Genomic DNA, 16,765 nt, shown 5'->3' with positions numbered 1-16,765 from the left:
CACCGTTGCATGTAGCATCGTGATAAGCATCAGGAGCTTTGACATGGAACGTCACCTCGTCACCGCCTTCATCCTGCTGGTCGCCATCGTGCTTTATGCGTTGGGCTTCACCGGAAGCTGTGCGGCCCTGATCGGAATTGGCGGCGCATTCGAGCTGTGGTTCTGGGTCCGCGTGCTACGCCCCAGGCAGCGGCCAACCCGCCCCTGAGCGCCTTCTGCTTTTGGCCGGAACCCGCCACTCGCGTGACCGATCTTGGTCGAGGAATGAAGGCTCTGAACAGAGTCTCGCCGCACTACCGTAGCTGGGGTTTTAGCCTGCCCCTGTGCCGCTTCGGTACTCGGAGAACTCGTACTTTGGAGTGCCCCTTAACCCCTCTACGCCAGCGACGGCGAGCGAGAACGTCTCAGCCCCTGCCACGATCATCCAACTGCGATGTTGACCAATGAATCGGATGCCGGCTTCGACAACGGCAGTTGCTCCTCGCGGGCGGAAATCCTCGTTCACCATCAGAAGTTCGGCTCGTGCAGGCTCCCTCAGTTCTGGCGGAATCCCAATCTGTTTGCTGCGAACAGGCGCCCGCGCAACGAGTTCCAGGACGATCCGGTCTACTTCGAACCTTTCCTCCAGTCCCACGACCTCGGACCCGATCCGAAGCACCGCTCCGCCCGCGTTGCAAAGCCAAAGAACCCCGAAGGACCGAAGACTCGGCACATCTTCGACGCTGAGCCGCTGAAGTCCCGACTGAAGAAAAGATGGGAGTGCGTCCCTACAGGCGGATGAACACGATGCGTTGACGGTGTACCTGGTCACGGCTCCGCAGTCTAAAGCTGGACTGCCCTTCGACGCTGCCGCAGAGGGAGGCTTTAGGCCCCGCTAGGTGGGCACGAAGGGTGTCCGGGGGGCATCGTCACGAAACCAACGAGCTGCCGAGCGACTCGAGGTGGCCGCCGGGCCACCACGGCTGCTCCTGACCGGAAGCAGACATTAGCGAAGGCAATCCGGTGATCAGTAGGCCGGCTCTGTCCGAGGGTCGTTCAGAACGCCAGCATCGATGCGCGCATGTTCGAGCGCACGGTGGCCCAGATCAATCTGGCGCTCTCTGGGAAGGGTAGCAATAGACGGGAACACCCGGTCGGCCGCGTTTAGAACGCCATCCGCCCGGTCGCTTGCGATCTTCTCTGGATGGCAAGCAAGAAACCAAAGCTGGAAGATCTGGAACTCCACGGGCGACCTACCGCGGATCTGGATGTAGTCTTCCACAGCTAGGAACAGCAATGCGTCGACTGCGGAACTTTCGAAGCCCTCTAGCAGCCCGTCTGGGTCTCGGTCAGCGTGCTTGAAGAAGTTGCGGAATGGAGAGTTGATGTAGTCCCTCTTCAGGTCCTTCCCGACTGTAAGGTGCCCACGGGTTTGCGTTGACGCACTTGCCACACCAGCGCGTGTGCACAAGACGTCAATCACTTCCCAGGCGTTCGCGGCAAGCGAATACACGGAAATCGGATCAGTGCAATCAAAGAAGAGCCTGATCGCGGTGGCGAGCTGCCGGCGTGCGACATCGAGCTTGGTGAGCGGACTCGTCATGCCAACAATAGACGGCTGCCACCCGAACCTATCACGGCAGCTCTCGGCCAGGAGCGGACGATGCCACCGCCCTTGCCACCCAACCGCCTGGTAATGCAGGGCGGCATTCCGTAGCGATCGCCCTGACTCAGGGCATCTTCTGTGGTCGAGAGCGAAAAGTCAGGCACCATCGTGCTGCTGTCGATCGCTACCTTGAGCGGCTCAGTGCAAGCCGGACCTGGTTTCACTCAGTGCGGCGGCAGTTGGTCACTACTTGCTGGCACTCATGCGAGCTGGCGTGACCGGTCCGTGGTCGATGTGATCGGCCGCTGACCGGCCTCGACTCCGTTTTGAGCGTGGCGGGGCAGCGCGCACCTACGCCCCGGCCACCTCCTCTTCCAAATTCACATGAAGAGAGCCCCCGCTTGAGGCGGGGCGTGCGCGCTGTCACTGCTGGTGCAGTTTCCAACAGGGAGTATGTGGAGACGCGCGCGGCCCGAAAGCGCCCCCGTAGACTGATTAGTCGTTCCCCGGAACCGGGCGGGGCCAAGGCAGTTCTGGCGTAGGGATCACCTCCGCGGCACCGTTTCCGCCGGCGACGGTTGAGCCGTCGCAGGGGCATTTTTGCCCCCGCTAGATCGTATATTGGGGCATCTATGACTCAATGGGCGTTGCGCTTAAATGTGCGAAGCCTATATAATTGCATCCATAGATGCCCCATTGTTGGCGAAAGCGAACCAAAGATGCCCCGAGTGAAAGAATCTTTCCCGCACGAGGTGGAGCAAGCCGCCCAACGTCTGGGGGCCAACATCCGCACAGCTCGGCTGCGCCGCCGCATGCCGCAAGACGAGCTGACCAAGGCGGCCGGGATCGATCGCCGCACGCTCGCGCGCTTGGAAAGCGGCGACCCTGGCGTGGCGCTTGGCCGCGCGATGAGCGTGCTGTGGGCATTGGGGCTGCTCTCGACTACCCGAAGCTTGGCCGATCCGGAGACGGATGAGCACGGGAAGATCCTTGAGCAGGCTCGCCTGCCGCAGCGGGCGCGACACACCGCGACAGCTATCGACAACAAGTTCTAAGCCATGGCCGATCAGTCCTGCTTCGCCTTCATCCAGCTTCCCGGCACCTACGAGTGGGTGGTCTGCGGGCGCCTTGCCGTGCGCGAGGTTGGCCAAGGCGCCTTTGTCGGCACCTTCATCTACGGCCAGTCGTATCTCGCGCGGCGCAACGTTGCCCCTCTGGACCGTTTCCAGCTTCCGCTGTCCGACCAGCCCCGAGAGTTCACGAAGCTCAAAGGCATTCCCGGTGCCCTTCGCGATGCGAGCCCGGATGCGTGGGGACGGCGCGTGATCCAGGCCAAGCTCGCCCGGCCCGACGCAGACATCAGCGAGATCGACTACCTACTCAACGGGCCTGACGATGGAGCGGGCAACCTGCGCTTCGCGCCAACCTCCAAGGTCCCCGTTGCGGCGCGGCCCTTCAATCGCACGCATCAGCTGGCCGCGCTCGTTGACGCCGCGCAAAAGCTGGAAGAAGACGGCCGACTGCCGCACGAAGTGCTTGAGCAGCTCGAACCCGGCACCAGCATGGGTGGCGCCCGGCCCAAGGTCACTATCGAGGACCAGCAGGCGATCTGGCTGACGAAGCTGCCTGAGAAAGCCGATCGCTGGAACATGCAGCGCATCGAATACGCGACGCTGGAACTGGCGCGCGCCGCCGGGCTTGACGTGTGTGGCACCCGCATCGAGAAAGTCGGCTCGCGCGACGCGCTGATGCTGCGCCGCTTCGACCGGGAATGGAACCCCGATGCGAAGGCCTACGCCCGTTACGGGCTGGTCTCCGGGCTGACCGTGCTGGACGCCGAGGAAGGGTACACAGGCAGGGATCGCTGGTCATACCTCTTGCTGTCCGATGAAGTGCGACGCTGGTCCAGCGAGCCGGACGCGGACCGGCTGGAGCTGTTTCGGCGCATGGTCTTCAACGCGATGGTGACCAACAACGACGACCACCCGCGCAACCACGCCCTGCTTCAGAAAAACGGCAAGTGGCGGCTCTCGCCTGCTTACGACATCCTGCCTGTACCGCTTCTCTCGAAGGAGCGGCGCGACCTGGCGCTGCAGGTGGGGAAGTTCGGGCGCGCAGCCAGCATCTACAACCTGGTCAGCCAGCCGGACGTGTTCGGGTTGACTAGGGAGCAGGCTCATGCCGAAATCGATCGCATGCGCGACGTGGTTGCCGGCTGGCGCGAAGTGTTCCGGCAGCATGGGGTGTCGGACGCGGACATCGAGCACATGGAGCAGGCGATGCTTCCTTCGAGTTTCGAGCGCATCGAGCCGCCCGACGCGATCTAACGCGCTTCAGGCTCGGGGAGCCAGCTGCTGCAGCACGGGGCGGCCGTTCTCCTGCGCCTTCTTGCGTTCCGCGGGGCCGGGTGAAGAACGTGCCATCAAGCTCCACGCAGTAGCGCGTTTGCCGCGCCAGGGTTTGCGCGTGTCGGTTGTCGCGAGCGTCTTGGTGTCAGGCACCGCGTTGATTGCGCATAGTGAGCTCCTCATTAAGAGGCGCTCACCATGCTCTACGGCTGCTTGCGGCCAGAAGCAGCCACAGGGGTAGGATCCGTTCTGCAAATGGGGAGGGATATGCACTGGGTCGCCATCTTCGACAACTCGCAGGCTATGCCTGAAGTTCGGGCTAAGTACGAACCAGACCACTTTGAGTACCTGAGAGCGCACCGGACAGAGATCCTGCTGGCCGGCGGCTTGCGCGAGGGACCTGGTCACCCCTTCGGTGGCGGACTTTGGATTCTTGCTGTTTCGTCCAAGGAGCGTGCCGTGGAACTCGTCGAAAGTGACCCGTACTTCCTGCACAGCAGGCGCAACTACAAGATCCTCCAGTGGGGAAAGCGCTTCCGGACGTCACGGTGACCCTCTGAGGCACGAGAGTTCGCCCACGGCTGCTCCTGGCCGGAAGCAGCCGTGCCAAATCGGGCAGGACAGGCGCACCGTAGACTCCAGCGATGCTTCCACTCCGCTTTTCTCGCGGACGGCGCAAGTCCGCTAAGGACAGACCCGTCCTTGAAGCAGTCTTCACGGCTGGCGAGGCGGCCTACGACCTCGTCGTCAAAGACGAACTTCTTGAAGCCGTGCCATTCGCGTCTATAGCCTTCAAGGTTCTCAAGGCTAGAGACACCGTGGGGGATAGGCTATTTGCTGCGAAGTTGATTGAGTTCCTGAGAGGACTAGATGACCTTTCTCCCATGCAACGCGAGCAGGTACGGGACAAGCTGCTTGCGGGAGATGATGGAGCCAGAGCCGGGCAGACGCTTCTGCTCGTTGTCGACCGACTCAATGACTTCGACAAGGCGCGATTGCTCGGCTTCCTGGTAGGGGAGTGCGGAACGGGTGCGCTCTCCCTTGACCAACTGCGGCGACTGGCGGCTGCAGTGGACGCCGCGTTCGTCGATGACCTAGAGGACTTTCTAGATCCCGCGTTGGAAGGGGCAGATGCGGAGCCGCTTGGGCAGCAACAGCATCGGGAGAGACTTGTTGCGGCAGGCCTGATTCGCGTCGTTATGGGCGAAACGATCCACACGATGAACATCGTGCACTACGACCCGACGGACCTCGGTACGCTACTGCAGCAAGTCGTCTGGAATTCAGTTCGGGCCTAGCGACAGGCAAGGAAAATGGCCGCCTGGTCCGCAGATCACATCAGACACCGCGCCCGGAACTATTCGGTTAGCGCTGCGGAACCATCGGGGCTTGCACCGGTCGCCGGTATGCAAACGCGACCACTCGTTCAACGCAGTTGCCGGAGACTGGCAGCACCAGCTGCACCTCATCGTTCCACCCTTCCTTTTGCGAAGGGAAGTAGTGGAAAAACGTTGGCTGCGAGGGCGGCGCATTCTCGGGGCCGTGCATAGGCGGCGGCGCGGGCACGGCGCGCGCCCCGACCTCCGCATCCCACCCTCCCCGATGCAAGTCGCAGATGGCGCCCGCCTCCACCGTCACGGACACCGAACAAGCGGCAGGGAAGATCTGCACCTCTCCTTGCTGAGTTCCGTCCCGTCGACCAAGCGTATGGACCGTGCCGATTCCACGCAGTGACGCCTTGTTTACCGGCGAGAGCTTGAGCGCGGAAGAAACTGCTTCCACGTCACAGGCGAATTCGGCGCCGCCATCGCGCACCTTCTGCACCAGCGCGACGACGCTCTTTCGATCTAGCCCGAGCTCCTGCGCTTGCGCGCAGATCTGCGAAAACGCGACCACGAGAAACGCGACTGTCGGGCGCCTCATGCAGAGATTCTGCCTGCCTTGGGGGAAGTTTGTACAACCGGATGGCAGCCCCTGGCCGCGAGCGGCCATCACTTAGTGTGGGCTGCCGGCGGCCTCGGACGGAGCGCGCGAACCCAGAACCACAGCTCGACGGCGCCGCCGACGCCGACCAGAGCCGCACCGCCCCCCGAGATGCCCACCGCATAAAGAAGGATGGCGATCAGCAGGATGACGGCGGTGACGAGATGGCGCTTCATTTAGGGCTCCTGACGCTGCTGGATCATCCTATGCCATTGGCAGGGAGTGGGATGTTCGCTTGTGGGCGGGAGCAGCCGCTGGTGCGTGAACGGGCCTCAAGGCTGCTGTGACGATCGTCGCAATGCCGCCGCTGCTTCGCCGACCTGACGCTCCGACCCCATTTCACGCAATGGAGCGAGCGAAACACCGAGTGCCTGCGCAGTCGTTTCGAGAACGCTGCCGTCGAGTCTCGGAATGCGGGGAGCGACCTTGTATGCACCATCCGAAAACGCCTCCTCGGGCGAGATTACCGACCATCCCCTCGCGCGAAACATGTCGATGACATCGCCAAGAAACAGCGCATTCAGCAAACGGTGGTGGAGCAGCAGAACCTGCGGGACTTCGCGTCCATAGATGCTGCGGGCGAGTGAGTCGTAGGCCTGCGCATGACGCCAAAGATGATCGAGATACAAGGAACGCCAGGGCGCAAGCTCTAGCGAAGGGTTTGACTTCGCGGCAGCAACCAGCTCCTCGTCGATCAGCCAGTCCGAGTCGTCGATACTGACGTAGCCGATGCGATAGCCCCGTTCCCGCAGAAAGGCCCGGATGGCGTCACGCTTGGTGTCCTGGGCCCCTTCGCGAAGATACGGAAAGCGTAGGAAGCGCCGGTACCCAGCATAGTCGCGGATGACTGCATCGCACGTGTCCACCTCCGCCTCGAAATCCTCAAGCCGTGTTGACGGATCGTTGAAATCCGGATGGGTAACGGTGTGGTTCGCGACAAGCTGCCCCGCCTGGGACAGAGCTCCTAGGGGCTGACGGCCCTCTGGGCGGTCCGCACCGCGATTCACAGTGACGAAGAACATCGCCTGCACCCCGCGCGAGGTGAGGTGACGAACTATTGCGTCGTTCCGCTCGCGCGGGGACATGAGCGGCGTCCTTTCGAGCATCGGTCCGTCATCGAGCGTAATGGCAACCCGTTGGGCAGAAGCGTGGCCCGTGAGCAAGACGAGCAGTGTGAAGAAAGCAAGCGTGCGCTTCATAGTTCCGAACCATACTCGAAGCATGACCACTCGCTCGCGGCGCCGAGGGCTGCTTCCGGCCAAATGCAGTCGTCACCGCGTCGGCTAACGGCAAGAGCCAGTGCGGAACAGCGCCTGCAAGGCCAGGCGACTTCGATCTACCGCCTCGCGAGCCAGATAATCTGGTTCAGGTTCTTGCAGCTGTGGCTCGGAGAAACTTTCGACCGCCGCTCAACAGCTTGCTACGGTCGACCAGCTTCGCCGTGAACTGGAATTCTTTGTCTATGCGGACGATGAGCAACTGCTCGAAGTCACCTTGACGCTTGACGAGCACATGGTCGCTGCCTTTTTCGGGCGAGATGGTTTTCACCTCGACGAGCTTGCCAGCGATGGTGCCATCCGACCCGGGGTGATGCGTTCGATGGCGGCAAAGGCCGAACTTGATTTCTGCGTAGATCTCGCCGAGCTCGCCCCAAACCTGCAGGTACCTCCCGGTGTTCCTGAAGTGTCGCTCGGCGCAGTCGACTAGGATCTCAAGAATCTCGGCCTGCTCCAATACCGATTGAGGAAACCCCTCCTCAGTCGGAAGCTGCTCCCTGGGATTGAGCGACCTACTGGAGTCACGCGCCTGTCCCTGAAGTTCGGCATCGATCCACTCTTTGCTCACATAGGCCTCTTCCCAAGGGGCATAGCCCACTGCGGCTGCGTCGGCGATTTCTTCGGGGCTACAACCCCGGTCGTGCATCTCATGCAGGAAGTCCCAGTCGCTCATCGCTCCTCCTCTCACTTGTAACCCGCCATCGACAGCCGCGATGCTAGCTAGCTCTGCTCAAGGCCGGCAAAGATGGCCAGTCGGCTTCCGGCCACCAGCAGTCGCGTGGGCCGCTGCCGTTGCATGCCACCACATCCAAGATCGAGAGTTCCCGGCTCCAAGAAGATCCGAGATGTCTTTTCGCATCTGTGGGCTGACCATAAGCATTCATGGGAGATTCGTTGCGGTGCGAGCAGCCCTGCACTTACATTCGCTGTGTGCCGGAGAAACCTGACGTCAAGCTGGAATCGCTGCTAGAGGGCCGCAGCCTGCCAGAGGTGCCTGCGAGACCCCTCGCGCGGGGCATGTCTGATGCCGACTGGGAGCGGGCCGTTGCTGAACGACGAGCGATCGTCGCGCCGCACATGAACCATCCCGTCGTTCGGCGGGCCTTGGAGATCTTGGTGCCAGATTTGCTGTGTGAAGATGGTTTTGTGGTCTGGCTGGCAAACCCCTCATGGTTCCACGGGGGGCTGCGCTCCGTTGACATGCTCGAAGGCGATCCCGAATCAGTGGTTGCGCACGCGCAGTGGGAACTCGAGAACCGGCTCTACGCTCATTGAGCGGCCCGCCGGAGTTGTACTCCGCGAGCCGCTTCGATCTTCAGTTGAGGCGGCCAGCACGTCTGCTGTCGGCCAGCAGCAGCCGTGCCCTGAGCCTTGGCCCCGGAGAGCCGAAGCGGACCATCACCCCAATCGCGTCGGCGGCTATGCCCGCTCAGGAGTGCGTCTCCGCAATCTGCCTCAAGCCGGTGGCTCGGCCGTTCGGGTGAACCCCTGCGATTTTTGGCAGGGCCCGCGGTGGTGGGGCTCGGGTGATTGAGCTCACCATCCCGGCCGAACAAGAAGCTGGCCAGACGGCCTCGCGGAGAGAGGGAACATGGAACATCACCGTTCAGCGCTGCTCGCGCTCGCCTCAGCGTGCGTCATGAATGGATGCGTGTTCCCGTCATCGAACGCAGCGGAACCGGCCGAAACTCCCACCCACCAGGCCGCCCCGGAACCGAACGATCAGCCCACTGGCGATGGGCCAGGCCGCCGTGTCTTTCTTGAGCAGATACCACTGACCTGACCCGCCACCTGGCCGCGCGAACGGAGCCGCACCGCGAGGCTATCGGCCGCAAGCAGCCGTATGGGATGCGGCGCAACTCGAACCTCCGGAAATGCGCCAATTGGATCGTCGCAACACGCGAACTCCACCGTGGATCTGGGTGGGTTTTCACACCACGCCCGGCCGGAATAATCCTAAATTGCCGTGCCATGAAGCACCAAACCCGTTCCGCGATCCTGGCGAGCGCTCTTGTTCTCGGCTGCGCAGCGGCGCCCCCTAAGCCAGCCAATCCGTGCGAACGCATACCGCCCTACCTTGTGGGCGTGTGGGCGAGCGACGGAGCGGTACTGCGGGGTGCTGCCCTGATCGGAGGGGCTGCCGTCTATCTGGGAGGCGACGGGGCGGGCGCTCTGGTCTCTGGACCACCCGCAATCGGCGTGGGGCTCCGCTGCCAATTTGACGATGACTCAGGCGCCCTGGACTGCGAGCAGTACGACGGATACTCTAAGCAGAGCTACGGGCACGTCAGCATGCATTACAACAGCGCCACCCAGAAGCTGGAGGCTGCGGCTGATGGCAAGACTACGGCAATTACGCGCCGGTTCGATGCCCTTTCGGACGATGTGAGGCGCGGCATCGGCCTATCACCGACAGTACGCTGCGAATGAAAAGCACGCGAGCAAGCCGGAGTGACCTTCGCGTCTTGTGGATCAAAGGTTTGGCTGACCTGTAGCATCGTCAGGTCTCTCGCACAGTAGTTGGAGACGCAATCGAGATGTTGGCGCTACCGAGATCTAGGCTGCCTTCGGCCAACAGCGGCCGCCAGCCTATTTCGGACTCAGGAGCTCGACGTGACCATGCGCTTCGATAGTTGCCCCATCCACGATCACGCCAGCACCATCAGTGCACGCGTAGATGGGATGACTTAGTGCGCCCGCGGGCAGCCTCTGGCCCGGGACCCAGTGGGGCAAGAAACCGAACGGAACTAGACCCAACGTTTCGTGCCCGCCGGCTCTGTCGGCGACGTCGCCGCACAAGGATGCAGTGTCAATGCAGGGCGTGATCAAGATGGCACCGGCACTTACGCCGATCAGTGCCCCGCCATCAGCAGCAAACTGGCGCAGACACTGGAAAAGCCCGGCGCCGGAAAGCCAAGTAGAGAATGAGTAGGTGTTTCCCCCTGATAGGTGCACAGCGTCACATCCAATCAGGCTTCCGGATCCTCCACCGCCAGGTACTGTTTCTGAATCCAGGTACACGGCGAGGTCCGCCCCCAAGTGCTTGTAGCAGGATCGAGCTTGCTCAAAGTAGACCCTGTAGGGATCTGGTTGGGATGCGAGGTAAGCAATCCTGGGCCTCTCAACACCTAAGAGCCGCATCAGGCGATCGCTGATAGTCGCGTCTTGGTGCTCCGTCAGCTCGCTGAGAAGTGCTAAGCGTAAGGTCATTCCATGTCTTCCAGACGAAGTGATGATGCACGACGAGCAACAGCTACATCCGCCTGGAGCATTGGCTGGCCGGTTTCGCCAGTCTATCTGCGCGCTTGCTCGCCGCCGGGAGGCTGCTTCCGGCCAAGAGCAGCAGTCGCGGGAACAAACGCCGCCGGAAGCCGCGGCACGTCCGACGAGAATCGGGCATGACCCCGCCGACATTGACCGGAAAATCAGCGGTGCTAGTGCCGCTTGCCCTGCAGCACGCCCCGTCGCTGCAACGGCACGCCGATGACGAGGGCGTGTGGGAAACGCTGTTCGAGGGCTTCCCGCGACCATAGACGCTCGGGGATGCGGATGCGTGGTGCGGCGGAGGCTGGCGAGCCGCCGGCGTGGTCTGGGGCATCTCCGTGGCGGACGAGGTGATCGGTTGCGTAGGCGTTCGGCAGGATGCTGGCTGGCTGCGTTGCAACGCCGAGGTGGGCTACTGGCTTGGCAGGCAGCATTGGGGAAAGGGCATCGCGACGCAGGCGCTGAGCATGGCGTCCGACTGGGCGTTCTCCGAGTTGAGCGACATCACCAGGCTGGTCCTGGCCGGAAGCCGACTTCAGACAGCACCTCTTAGGGGCGTGTAGCGAGCACGAAGACAAGCGGCTGTTCCCGCGTTCCACGACGACCGGACGAAGAAAAGGAACTGGCGAGCAGATCTTCGAGCAGCTTCGTGGCCGCCTTCAAGCTGCCGGCGGTTGCCAAGGCGATTCGTTAAACGCCGCAGAACCGGAGTCTGCCGCGTCAGAGTTCTCTTCTGACCACCTTTGTGTTCAATGCCGCTGAAACGTCGCGCAGCACGGCCGTGTGAAATCCGCGCCAGTCCCGCAGGCGCACCCGGCGAATCGGGTAGGTAATGAAGACGTACTCCCCGATTGAAGCGTGCACTTGGCACAGCGTCTCGCCGAAGATGGTTCCGGCACTGGTCCGATAAGGCTTTGTGCAAATGAAGAACACGGAACTATCCGATTCCGTGGGCACGACGAAGCTCTGGCCCGAGTCGCCGCGCTCAGATTCGGCGACAGTTCGCAGGCCGGCTTCGGTGCGATTCACCGGGTACCGAAAATATGCGCTCGCCGTCAGCCAGTGATTCAGCTCTGCTTCCGGGGTCGCGTAGACCAGCCTAATATCCGCTTCTATGCCGCGTTCCGGCCGCGCGGACAGCGCCGGGTCCGGACTTCGCACGCTGGCCGAAATCGTCAACTGCGATGCGGCCACCTAGCCTTTCGACTTGCCAGCCACTCGGATCACCGTCGGGTCGTAGTCCAGTTGGATCAGGATCCTACATTTCGGGTCGGGTCGCCCCAGGCAGGCGTCAAGCGCCTCACGCTGCGGCTGCGTCGCAGCGCCGCATGCGTGCACCGCAAGAACAACGGCCAGCAAGCATCTGAAAAAGCTTCGGTTTATCGGCACGGCTCTCCTCCTCGCGAGCAGCTTAGCCGCAGCCCGATGGGGGAGCGCCTCCGAGCTCTCACTCTCCCCGGTCGTACCAACCTGATTCGCATCGGCTGGAATTCGCTTACACGCCGCCGCAAGTCCTCTTCTGGCCGGAAACAGACATTGGCGCTCGCCGCTCGTTTGCCTCTGCGCCTAGTCAGACCACGGTGAGTCTCGAGCAGCAATAGCAACCTAGGCGGGAGTCAATCGGGATGTTGCTGCCATAGGCCTCCGTCCGCCACGACCATAGGTAGGGTATCTCTCAGCGGCTGATCCGAAACTGGGCAACCACGTCCGCCAGGTGGCTGGCTTGATCTTTCAGGCTTTCGGCGGCGGCGGCCGATTGCTCCACAAGAGCCGCGTTCTGCTGCGTCATTTGGTCGACGTCGGCGACGGTGACATTGATCTCACCCAGGCCGCGCGACTGGTCGATCGAGCTTGCCGTGATGGCACCCACGATCTGCGTGACGCGGCGCACGCTGTCGACGATGCGCTTCATTGAATCGCCAGCGTCGGCGACCAGGCGGCCGCCATGCTCCACGCGCTGCGTACTGTCGGTGATCAGGCTCTTGATCTCGCGTGCCGACTCGCTGGTGCGCTTCGCCAGTTCGCGCACCTCGCTGGCCACGACGGCGAAACCCTTACCCTGCTCGCCTGCGCGCGCAGCCTCGACGGCCGCGTTAAGCGCAAGGATGTTGGTCTGAAAAGCAATGCCGTCGATGACCGACGTGATGTCAGAGATCCGGGCCGAGCTGGCCGTGATCTCGCCCATGGTCGAAACCACCTGGGCCACAATCTCGCTGCCACGGTCGGCGAGGTCCACCGAGCCCTGCGCGAGGTCCGCGCCCGTGGCGGCGCTGTCGGCGCTCTTCTTTACCAAGCCTGTCAGCTGCTGCATCGACGAAGCGGTTTGCTGCAAGTTGCTGGCGGTGCGCTCCGTGCGCCCGCTCAAGTCCTGCGCGCCGGTCGCGATCTGGCTCGACGCCGTGGCGATCGACTCGGTGCTGTCGCGCACGTCGCGCATCACGGTTTCGAGCTTGACGACGAAGCCGTTGAAGGCCTGGGCCATTTCATCGATCTCGTCGTGACCCTTGACTGGAAGGCGCCGCGTCAGATCGCCCGAGCCGGAGCCGATCTGCAGCATGGCATCGCGCACTCGGCCGAGCCCGCGCAGCAGCGCGCTCACCGACAGCGCCGACACCGCTGCGGCGACGCCACCGACGATCAGCAGCACGGCGGCGATCCCGGCCAGAAGCTTGTTCAGGCGGGCCAAAGCCTCGCCCTGCTCGGCCGCGGTCACCAGCACCCAGTCGGTGCCCGGTACCGGCGCGGCCTTCAGCAGGTACTGACCGTCACCGATGCGCACGGCTGCGGGACTGGTCGTGCCGTCGGACACCGCGGCTAGCAGCGCTGGAGTGATTGCCGTTGACAGTTCGCTGGCCGGCTTGAGCGTCAGCGCAGTATTCGGGTGGGCCATGATGCGGTTGTCCTTGTCCAGCAGGAAGACGTAGCCGCTCGGGGTGGGATGGATCTTCGATAAGCCGGCGAGCACGTCCTCGACGGTCACGTCGGCGCCGGCAACTGCGGCAGTCGCGCCCGCAATCTTGACCGCATAGGCAAAGGTTACGACCAGCTTCTTGCTGGAAGCCGCGATGTACGGGGCGGTGACGATTGCGTCGGCCGAGTCGGCGGCCTGCTTGTACCAGGGCCGAGCTGTCGGGTCGTAGTCGGCCGGTCGCTCACGCGCGGGCACCGACAGCATTTTCCTGTCGGCGCTGCCCACGTACACGAGGTCCAGGTTGCCGGCGGATAACGCCTGCTGCAACGCCGGCGACGGGTCGGCCGCCAGGGCCGCAGGCGCAATGGACTTCACCACTCTTTTTTGCGAGGCCACCCAGTCCCCCAGCTTGGCCGCCTCCGACGTGCTGATGCCACTGAGCTGCACGTTGAGGTTGTCGAGAATGAACGAACGTGAGAAGCGGTAGCTGACAAGACTGACGATCGCGACAGCGGCGATCACGATCAACACGCTGGTACCGATGAGGCGGACTCGAATGGTGGAAAACATGTTCTTGTTTGGAGGATGAAGTGACGCGCCCGCAGGCAAGCGCGCATGGAAACGCCGGCGGCAGGGCGGGCACTTCCTGCTTATCGGCAGGGACGGGGTGATCCCAAGCGGGCCGGCGAGCTTCGTCAGCAAAGTGCAAGTCGTGACTTAGTGCGATTTCCGGCGGCGCAGGGCGATGTCTGCAGTTGACGCCGGACATAAATACCCGCCAGGGCTACTTGGATCGCGGGCTCGATCGAAGGGCTTTGCGAAGTACCGACGGCAAATTTCGGCTACCGACATGGAATGACGCGGCGACGTGGCGCGGCGACGTTGAAAGTCGGCTTGCGGCCAGGAGCAGACCTCGCTCCTAAAGTCGCGCTGATTGCCGAATGAGCTCTACGACGGATAGCTCGTTCAGGCAACCACCAGCCGCTAGAGTTCCCGGCGTTGGTATACCGGAGCGGGATTGCCATCGAGGTACCGCCAATGAAGTTCAGAACAGTTGCCGCTGCGCTGCTGATTGCCGCCCTGGGGGATGGGCACAAGCACAGAAGCCGAGCACGAAGGTTCCGCCAGCAAGGTTCGACACTGGTGCCTTCGACGTGAGCGCGACTTCATTGCCCGCTTCATACCGCGGACACGATTGCTTCTCGATTGCAAGCGCACTGGAAAAGCTGCAGACGTCCAAGAGTGAGTTCGAGACGGCGAGCGAATACCAAGCTCGCATAGCGGCACTCGGGGACGTCCAGATCGGAAAGCAGCTGCGACTCGGAGATCGCCTGGCTTTCCCGCTCGAGTCAGCCTTTCTGAAGTACTCGGCCGAAGAGCGCACGGCAAATCTGACCGTGCTTCCGGTGCCAACTGTCAACGTTCTCGACTTCAAGGTCCGTCAGGCCGTCAAACTCGACGAACGCAAACGAAAAACAAGGGAGTACGTCGGCTCGAATGCCTTCGGCGTCACCCGTGACGTGACTGATGTGACTTCCGAAATCTGCGGGCTCGCGTTATTGGATCGCTCCTTCATCAGCCTGCAAAGCTGGGGAGCTGCCGCGGTCGAAATGGATCCTCAAGCTGCTCGTCTCGCGAAGGATTCCGTTAGCGCGCTGCTCGTCGGCCGCCTGAGAGGGCCGATGCTGGCGCAAGGACTCGTGACGACCAGGCCAACCCTTGACAATCCCACGCGGCGGCGCTCCGAAGGCCCCGTGCTCGTGCTGGAGCTGGAGGACATCTGGTACTTTGACAGAACCACGGGACGGGTCCTGGCCCGGGCTGAAGCAGATCGGGGAGCCCGCGAGGAAGCTCGCGAGAAGCAACGCGTCCGTGCGTTGGCGCAGGCGAAAGGACTGGCGGCTCCGGAATCGCCTTTGACACCGGAGCAAAGTCTCTCGCGTTGCCTGAGCGCCATCACCAGCATCTTAGGTCCATCCGAGATCCGCGTGCCCGCCGTCGATCAAAGCTCTGACAGGGGAAGTAGGGTGTACCGCTATGCATGGGGAGGATCTTCTCCGTCGATTGAAAGCGGATCCGGGACTCCTCACAAAGCACTCTGCATGGTCGCTCGCTGGACCGGCCAGCTGGAGTACTTAGAAGTAGACGGACGCCAGATCGAACAGAAGTAGAGCACGTCCGCGACGTGCGCTCCTGGCCGGAAGCGGTCGTCGCGCCGCACGCTGACGTCCGCTCACTCCCTTCGGCCGCGGGCTGCTAACCACTCATTCCGGGTGCTGCTCTAATTCGGCGCATGACACCTTCCCGCACCCCGGCCCCTGTCCCTCGGGAACAGCTCCTTCGCACATGCAAGCGGTCGTTCGGCCATGGGCCGATGGCCATTCGCGATCGCCTGCTCGAAGTTGCAGACGAGGCGGGCGCGGACGAATTCTCCGACGTTTACGGAGCCGGCGAGGTGCTGGAAGCCTTCGAGGCCGAAGTCGCGCAGCTCCTCGGCAAGGAGGCGGCAGTGTTCATGGTGAGCGGGACGATGGCGCAACAAGCAGCGCTGCGCGTCCATTGCGAACGCCGCCGCAGTAAGGCCTTCGCCTGCCATCCGCAGAGCCACCTTGTTGTCTCGGAAAACGACGCGGCACGACGATTGCACGGCCTCGACGCGACCCAGGTCGGCGATCGCAATCGCCTGTACTCGCTCGACGACCTCCGCGGCGTGCGTGAGCGCTTCGGAGCCTTGGTGATGGAGCTGCCCGAGCGCAGCCTGGGCGGCGCGGTGCGGCCCTGGAACGAAATACAGGAGATTGCCGCCTGGACGCAGGAGCGCGACGTCGCCATGCATCTAGATGGCGCACGCCTGTGGGAAACGCAGCCCTTTTACGGGATCCCGTTGGACCAGGTCACGCAGCCATTCGAGACCGTGTATGTCTCGTTCTACAAGGTACTCGGCGCGATCGCAGGTGCTGCCTTGGCTGGACCGAAGGACATCATCGACGAGGCGCGGGGCTGGCAATGGCGGCATGGCGGCCGGCTCGTGAGCCAGTATCCCTTGATCTTGTCGGCCCGGCAGGGATTGAAGCGCCGTCTGCAGAAGGTCCCGCTGTATTGCGAACGCGCCCGCCAAATTGCTGCCGTTCTTTCGCAGTTGGACGGCATCGAGATCACGCCGAATCCTCCGCCGACGAACATGATGCATGTGTACGTTCGCGGCGATCGCGCCCGGTTCGAACAGTCGGCGACCCAACTCTCGCTGGAGTCGGGCATCCTGTTGCCAGTCAAATGGGCCGCCACCGCCGCGCCGGGCTGGTCGATGTTCGAGCTCTCTTGCGGGGAAGGGTCGCTCGGATTGGCCGACGACGAGATCCACCAGCTGTTCGGCCGATTGCTTGAGCTCGGTCGATAA

At 62.8% G+C, this 16,765-nt stretch carries 17 protein-coding genes and 1 pseudogene; 10 read left to right on the top strand and 8 right to left on the bottom strand.

Translation table 11 applies throughout. The annotated features are described in order from the left end of the window. The first annotated feature begins 43 nt into the window (after positions 1-43). Together ACPWT1_RS08110 and ACPWT1_RS08105 are read left to right on the top strand one after the other, a co-directional pair. Positions 44-208: a hypothetical protein gene (locus ACPWT1_RS08110; protein WP_427914863.1), complete on the top strand. Its 165-nt coding sequence runs from the start codon at positions 44-46 to the stop codon at positions 206-208. Between the two features lie 225 nt (positions 209-433). Continuing rightward, on the top strand, positions 434-781 hold the full coding sequence (locus tag ACPWT1_RS08105) for a hypothetical protein (protein WP_427914862.1): 348 nt from the start codon (positions 434-436) through the stop codon (positions 779-781). A 225-nt stretch (positions 782-1,006) separates the two neighbouring features. On the opposite strand, the gene ACPWT1_RS08100 is transcribed toward ACPWT1_RS08105, so the two are convergent. Then, the gene (locus tag ACPWT1_RS08100) at positions 1,007-1,582 is read right to left on the bottom strand and encodes a hypothetical protein (protein WP_427914861.1); all 576 of its coding nucleotides are present in this window, start codon (positions 1,580-1,582) and stop codon (positions 1,007-1,009) included. 731 nt (positions 1,583-2,313) lie between these two features. Here ACPWT1_RS08100 and ACPWT1_RS08095 point away from each other — a divergent pair. The 4 genes from ACPWT1_RS08095 to ACPWT1_RS08080 all read left to right on the top strand — a co-directional run bounded on the left by ACPWT1_RS08095 (position 2,314) and on the right by ACPWT1_RS08080 (position 5,231). After that, positions 2,314-2,640: a helix-turn-helix transcriptional regulator gene (locus ACPWT1_RS08095; RefSeq protein ID WP_427914860.1), complete on the top strand. Its 327-nt coding sequence runs from the start codon at positions 2,314-2,316 to the stop codon at positions 2,638-2,640. 3 nt (positions 2,641-2,643) lie between these two features. Then, complete coding sequence (locus tag ACPWT1_RS08090) at positions 2,644-3,912, top strand: type II toxin-antitoxin system HipA family toxin (RefSeq protein WP_427914859.1); 1,269 nt, start codon at positions 2,644-2,646, stop codon at positions 3,910-3,912. Positions 3,913-4,131: 219 nt separating this feature from the next. Next, on the top strand, positions 4,132-4,485 hold the full coding sequence (locus ACPWT1_RS08085; RefSeq protein WP_427914858.1) for a YciI family protein: 354 nt from the start codon (positions 4,132-4,134) through the stop codon (positions 4,483-4,485). 92 nt (positions 4,486-4,577) lie between these two features. Further along, positions 4,578-5,231, top strand: coding sequence for a hypothetical protein (locus ACPWT1_RS08080; protein ID WP_427914857.1), 654 nt, complete (start codon positions 4,578-4,580; stop codon positions 5,229-5,231). 67 nt (positions 5,232-5,298) lie between these two features. Here ACPWT1_RS08080 and ACPWT1_RS08075 read toward each other — a convergent pair whose 3' ends face one another. The 4 genes from ACPWT1_RS08075 to ACPWT1_RS08060 all read right to left on the bottom strand — a co-directional run bounded on the left by ACPWT1_RS08075 (position 5,299) and on the right by ACPWT1_RS08060 (position 7,866). Continuing rightward, positions 5,299-5,856, bottom strand: a complete 558-nt coding sequence (locus tag ACPWT1_RS08075; RefSeq protein ID WP_427914856.1) for a hypothetical protein — start codon at positions 5,854-5,856, stop codon at positions 5,299-5,301. A gap of 68 nt (positions 5,857-5,924) precedes the next feature. Then, positions 5,925-6,092: a hypothetical protein gene (locus ACPWT1_RS08070; protein WP_427914855.1), complete on the bottom strand. Its 168-nt coding sequence runs from the start codon at positions 6,090-6,092 to the stop codon at positions 5,925-5,927. A 96-nt stretch (positions 6,093-6,188) separates the two neighbouring features. Then, positions 6,189-7,115: a polysaccharide deacetylase family protein gene (locus ACPWT1_RS08065; protein ID WP_427914854.1), complete on the bottom strand. Its 927-nt coding sequence runs from the start codon at positions 7,113-7,115 to the stop codon at positions 6,189-6,191. 166 nt (positions 7,116-7,281) lie between these two features. Further along, positions 7,282-7,866 carry a hypothetical protein gene (locus ACPWT1_RS08060; protein WP_427914853.1) on the bottom strand — a complete coding sequence of 195 codons (585 nt, stop codon included), beginning with the start codon at positions 7,864-7,866 and terminating at the stop codon, positions 7,282-7,284. A 209-nt stretch (positions 7,867-8,075) separates the two neighbouring features. Here ACPWT1_RS08060 and ACPWT1_RS08055 point away from each other — a divergent pair, with 209 nt between their 5' ends. Further along, the gene (locus ACPWT1_RS08055; protein WP_427914852.1) at positions 8,076-8,468 is read left to right on the top strand and encodes a hypothetical protein; all 393 of its coding nucleotides are present in this window, start codon (positions 8,076-8,078) and stop codon (positions 8,466-8,468) included. 1,314 nt (positions 8,469-9,782) lie between these two features. Here ACPWT1_RS08055 and ACPWT1_RS08050 read toward each other — a convergent pair. Continuing rightward, positions 9,783-10,403 carry a Type 1 glutamine amidotransferase-like domain-containing protein gene (locus ACPWT1_RS08050; RefSeq protein ID WP_427914851.1) on the bottom strand — a complete coding sequence of 207 codons (621 nt, stop codon included), beginning with the start codon at positions 10,401-10,403 and terminating at the stop codon, positions 9,783-9,785. 338 nt (positions 10,404-10,741) lie between these two features. On the opposite strand from ACPWT1_RS08050, the pseudogene ACPWT1_RS08045 reads away from it, so the two are divergent. After that, a pseudogene (locus ACPWT1_RS08045) lies at positions 10,742-11,020 on the top strand (GNAT family N-acetyltransferase); the annotation flags it as partial. A 157-nt stretch (positions 11,021-11,177) separates the two neighbouring features. On the opposite strand, the gene ACPWT1_RS08040 reads toward ACPWT1_RS08045, so the two are convergent. Further along, positions 11,178-11,651: a hypothetical protein gene (locus tag ACPWT1_RS08040; RefSeq protein ID WP_427914850.1), complete on the bottom strand. Its 474-nt coding sequence runs from the start codon at positions 11,649-11,651 to the stop codon at positions 11,178-11,180. Between the two features lie 481 nt (positions 11,652-12,132). Then, positions 12,133-13,938: a methyl-accepting chemotaxis protein gene (locus ACPWT1_RS08035; protein ID WP_427914849.1), complete on the bottom strand. Its 1,806-nt coding sequence runs from the start codon at positions 13,936-13,938 to the stop codon at positions 12,133-12,135. 584 nt (positions 13,939-14,522) lie between these two features. Between ACPWT1_RS08035 and ACPWT1_RS08030 the strand changes: the two genes are divergently transcribed. Beyond that, on the top strand, positions 14,523-15,539 hold the full coding sequence (locus tag ACPWT1_RS08030; RefSeq protein ID WP_427914848.1) for a hypothetical protein: 1,017 nt from the start codon (positions 14,523-14,525) through the stop codon (positions 15,537-15,539). A 203-nt stretch (positions 15,540-15,742) separates the two neighbouring features. Continuing rightward, positions 15,743-16,765 carry a threonine aldolase family protein gene (locus tag ACPWT1_RS08025; RefSeq protein WP_427914847.1) on the top strand — a complete coding sequence of 341 codons (1,023 nt, stop codon included), beginning with the start codon at positions 15,743-15,745 and terminating at the stop codon, positions 16,763-16,765.

Source organism: Ramlibacter sp. MMS24-I3-19 (genome assembly GCF_050320135.1).
In the GTDB taxonomy this organism is placed as follows: Bacteria; Pseudomonadota; Gammaproteobacteria; order Burkholderiales; family Burkholderiaceae_C; genus Ramlibacter.
This window is presented reverse-complemented; position numbering and strand designations above follow the sequence as displayed.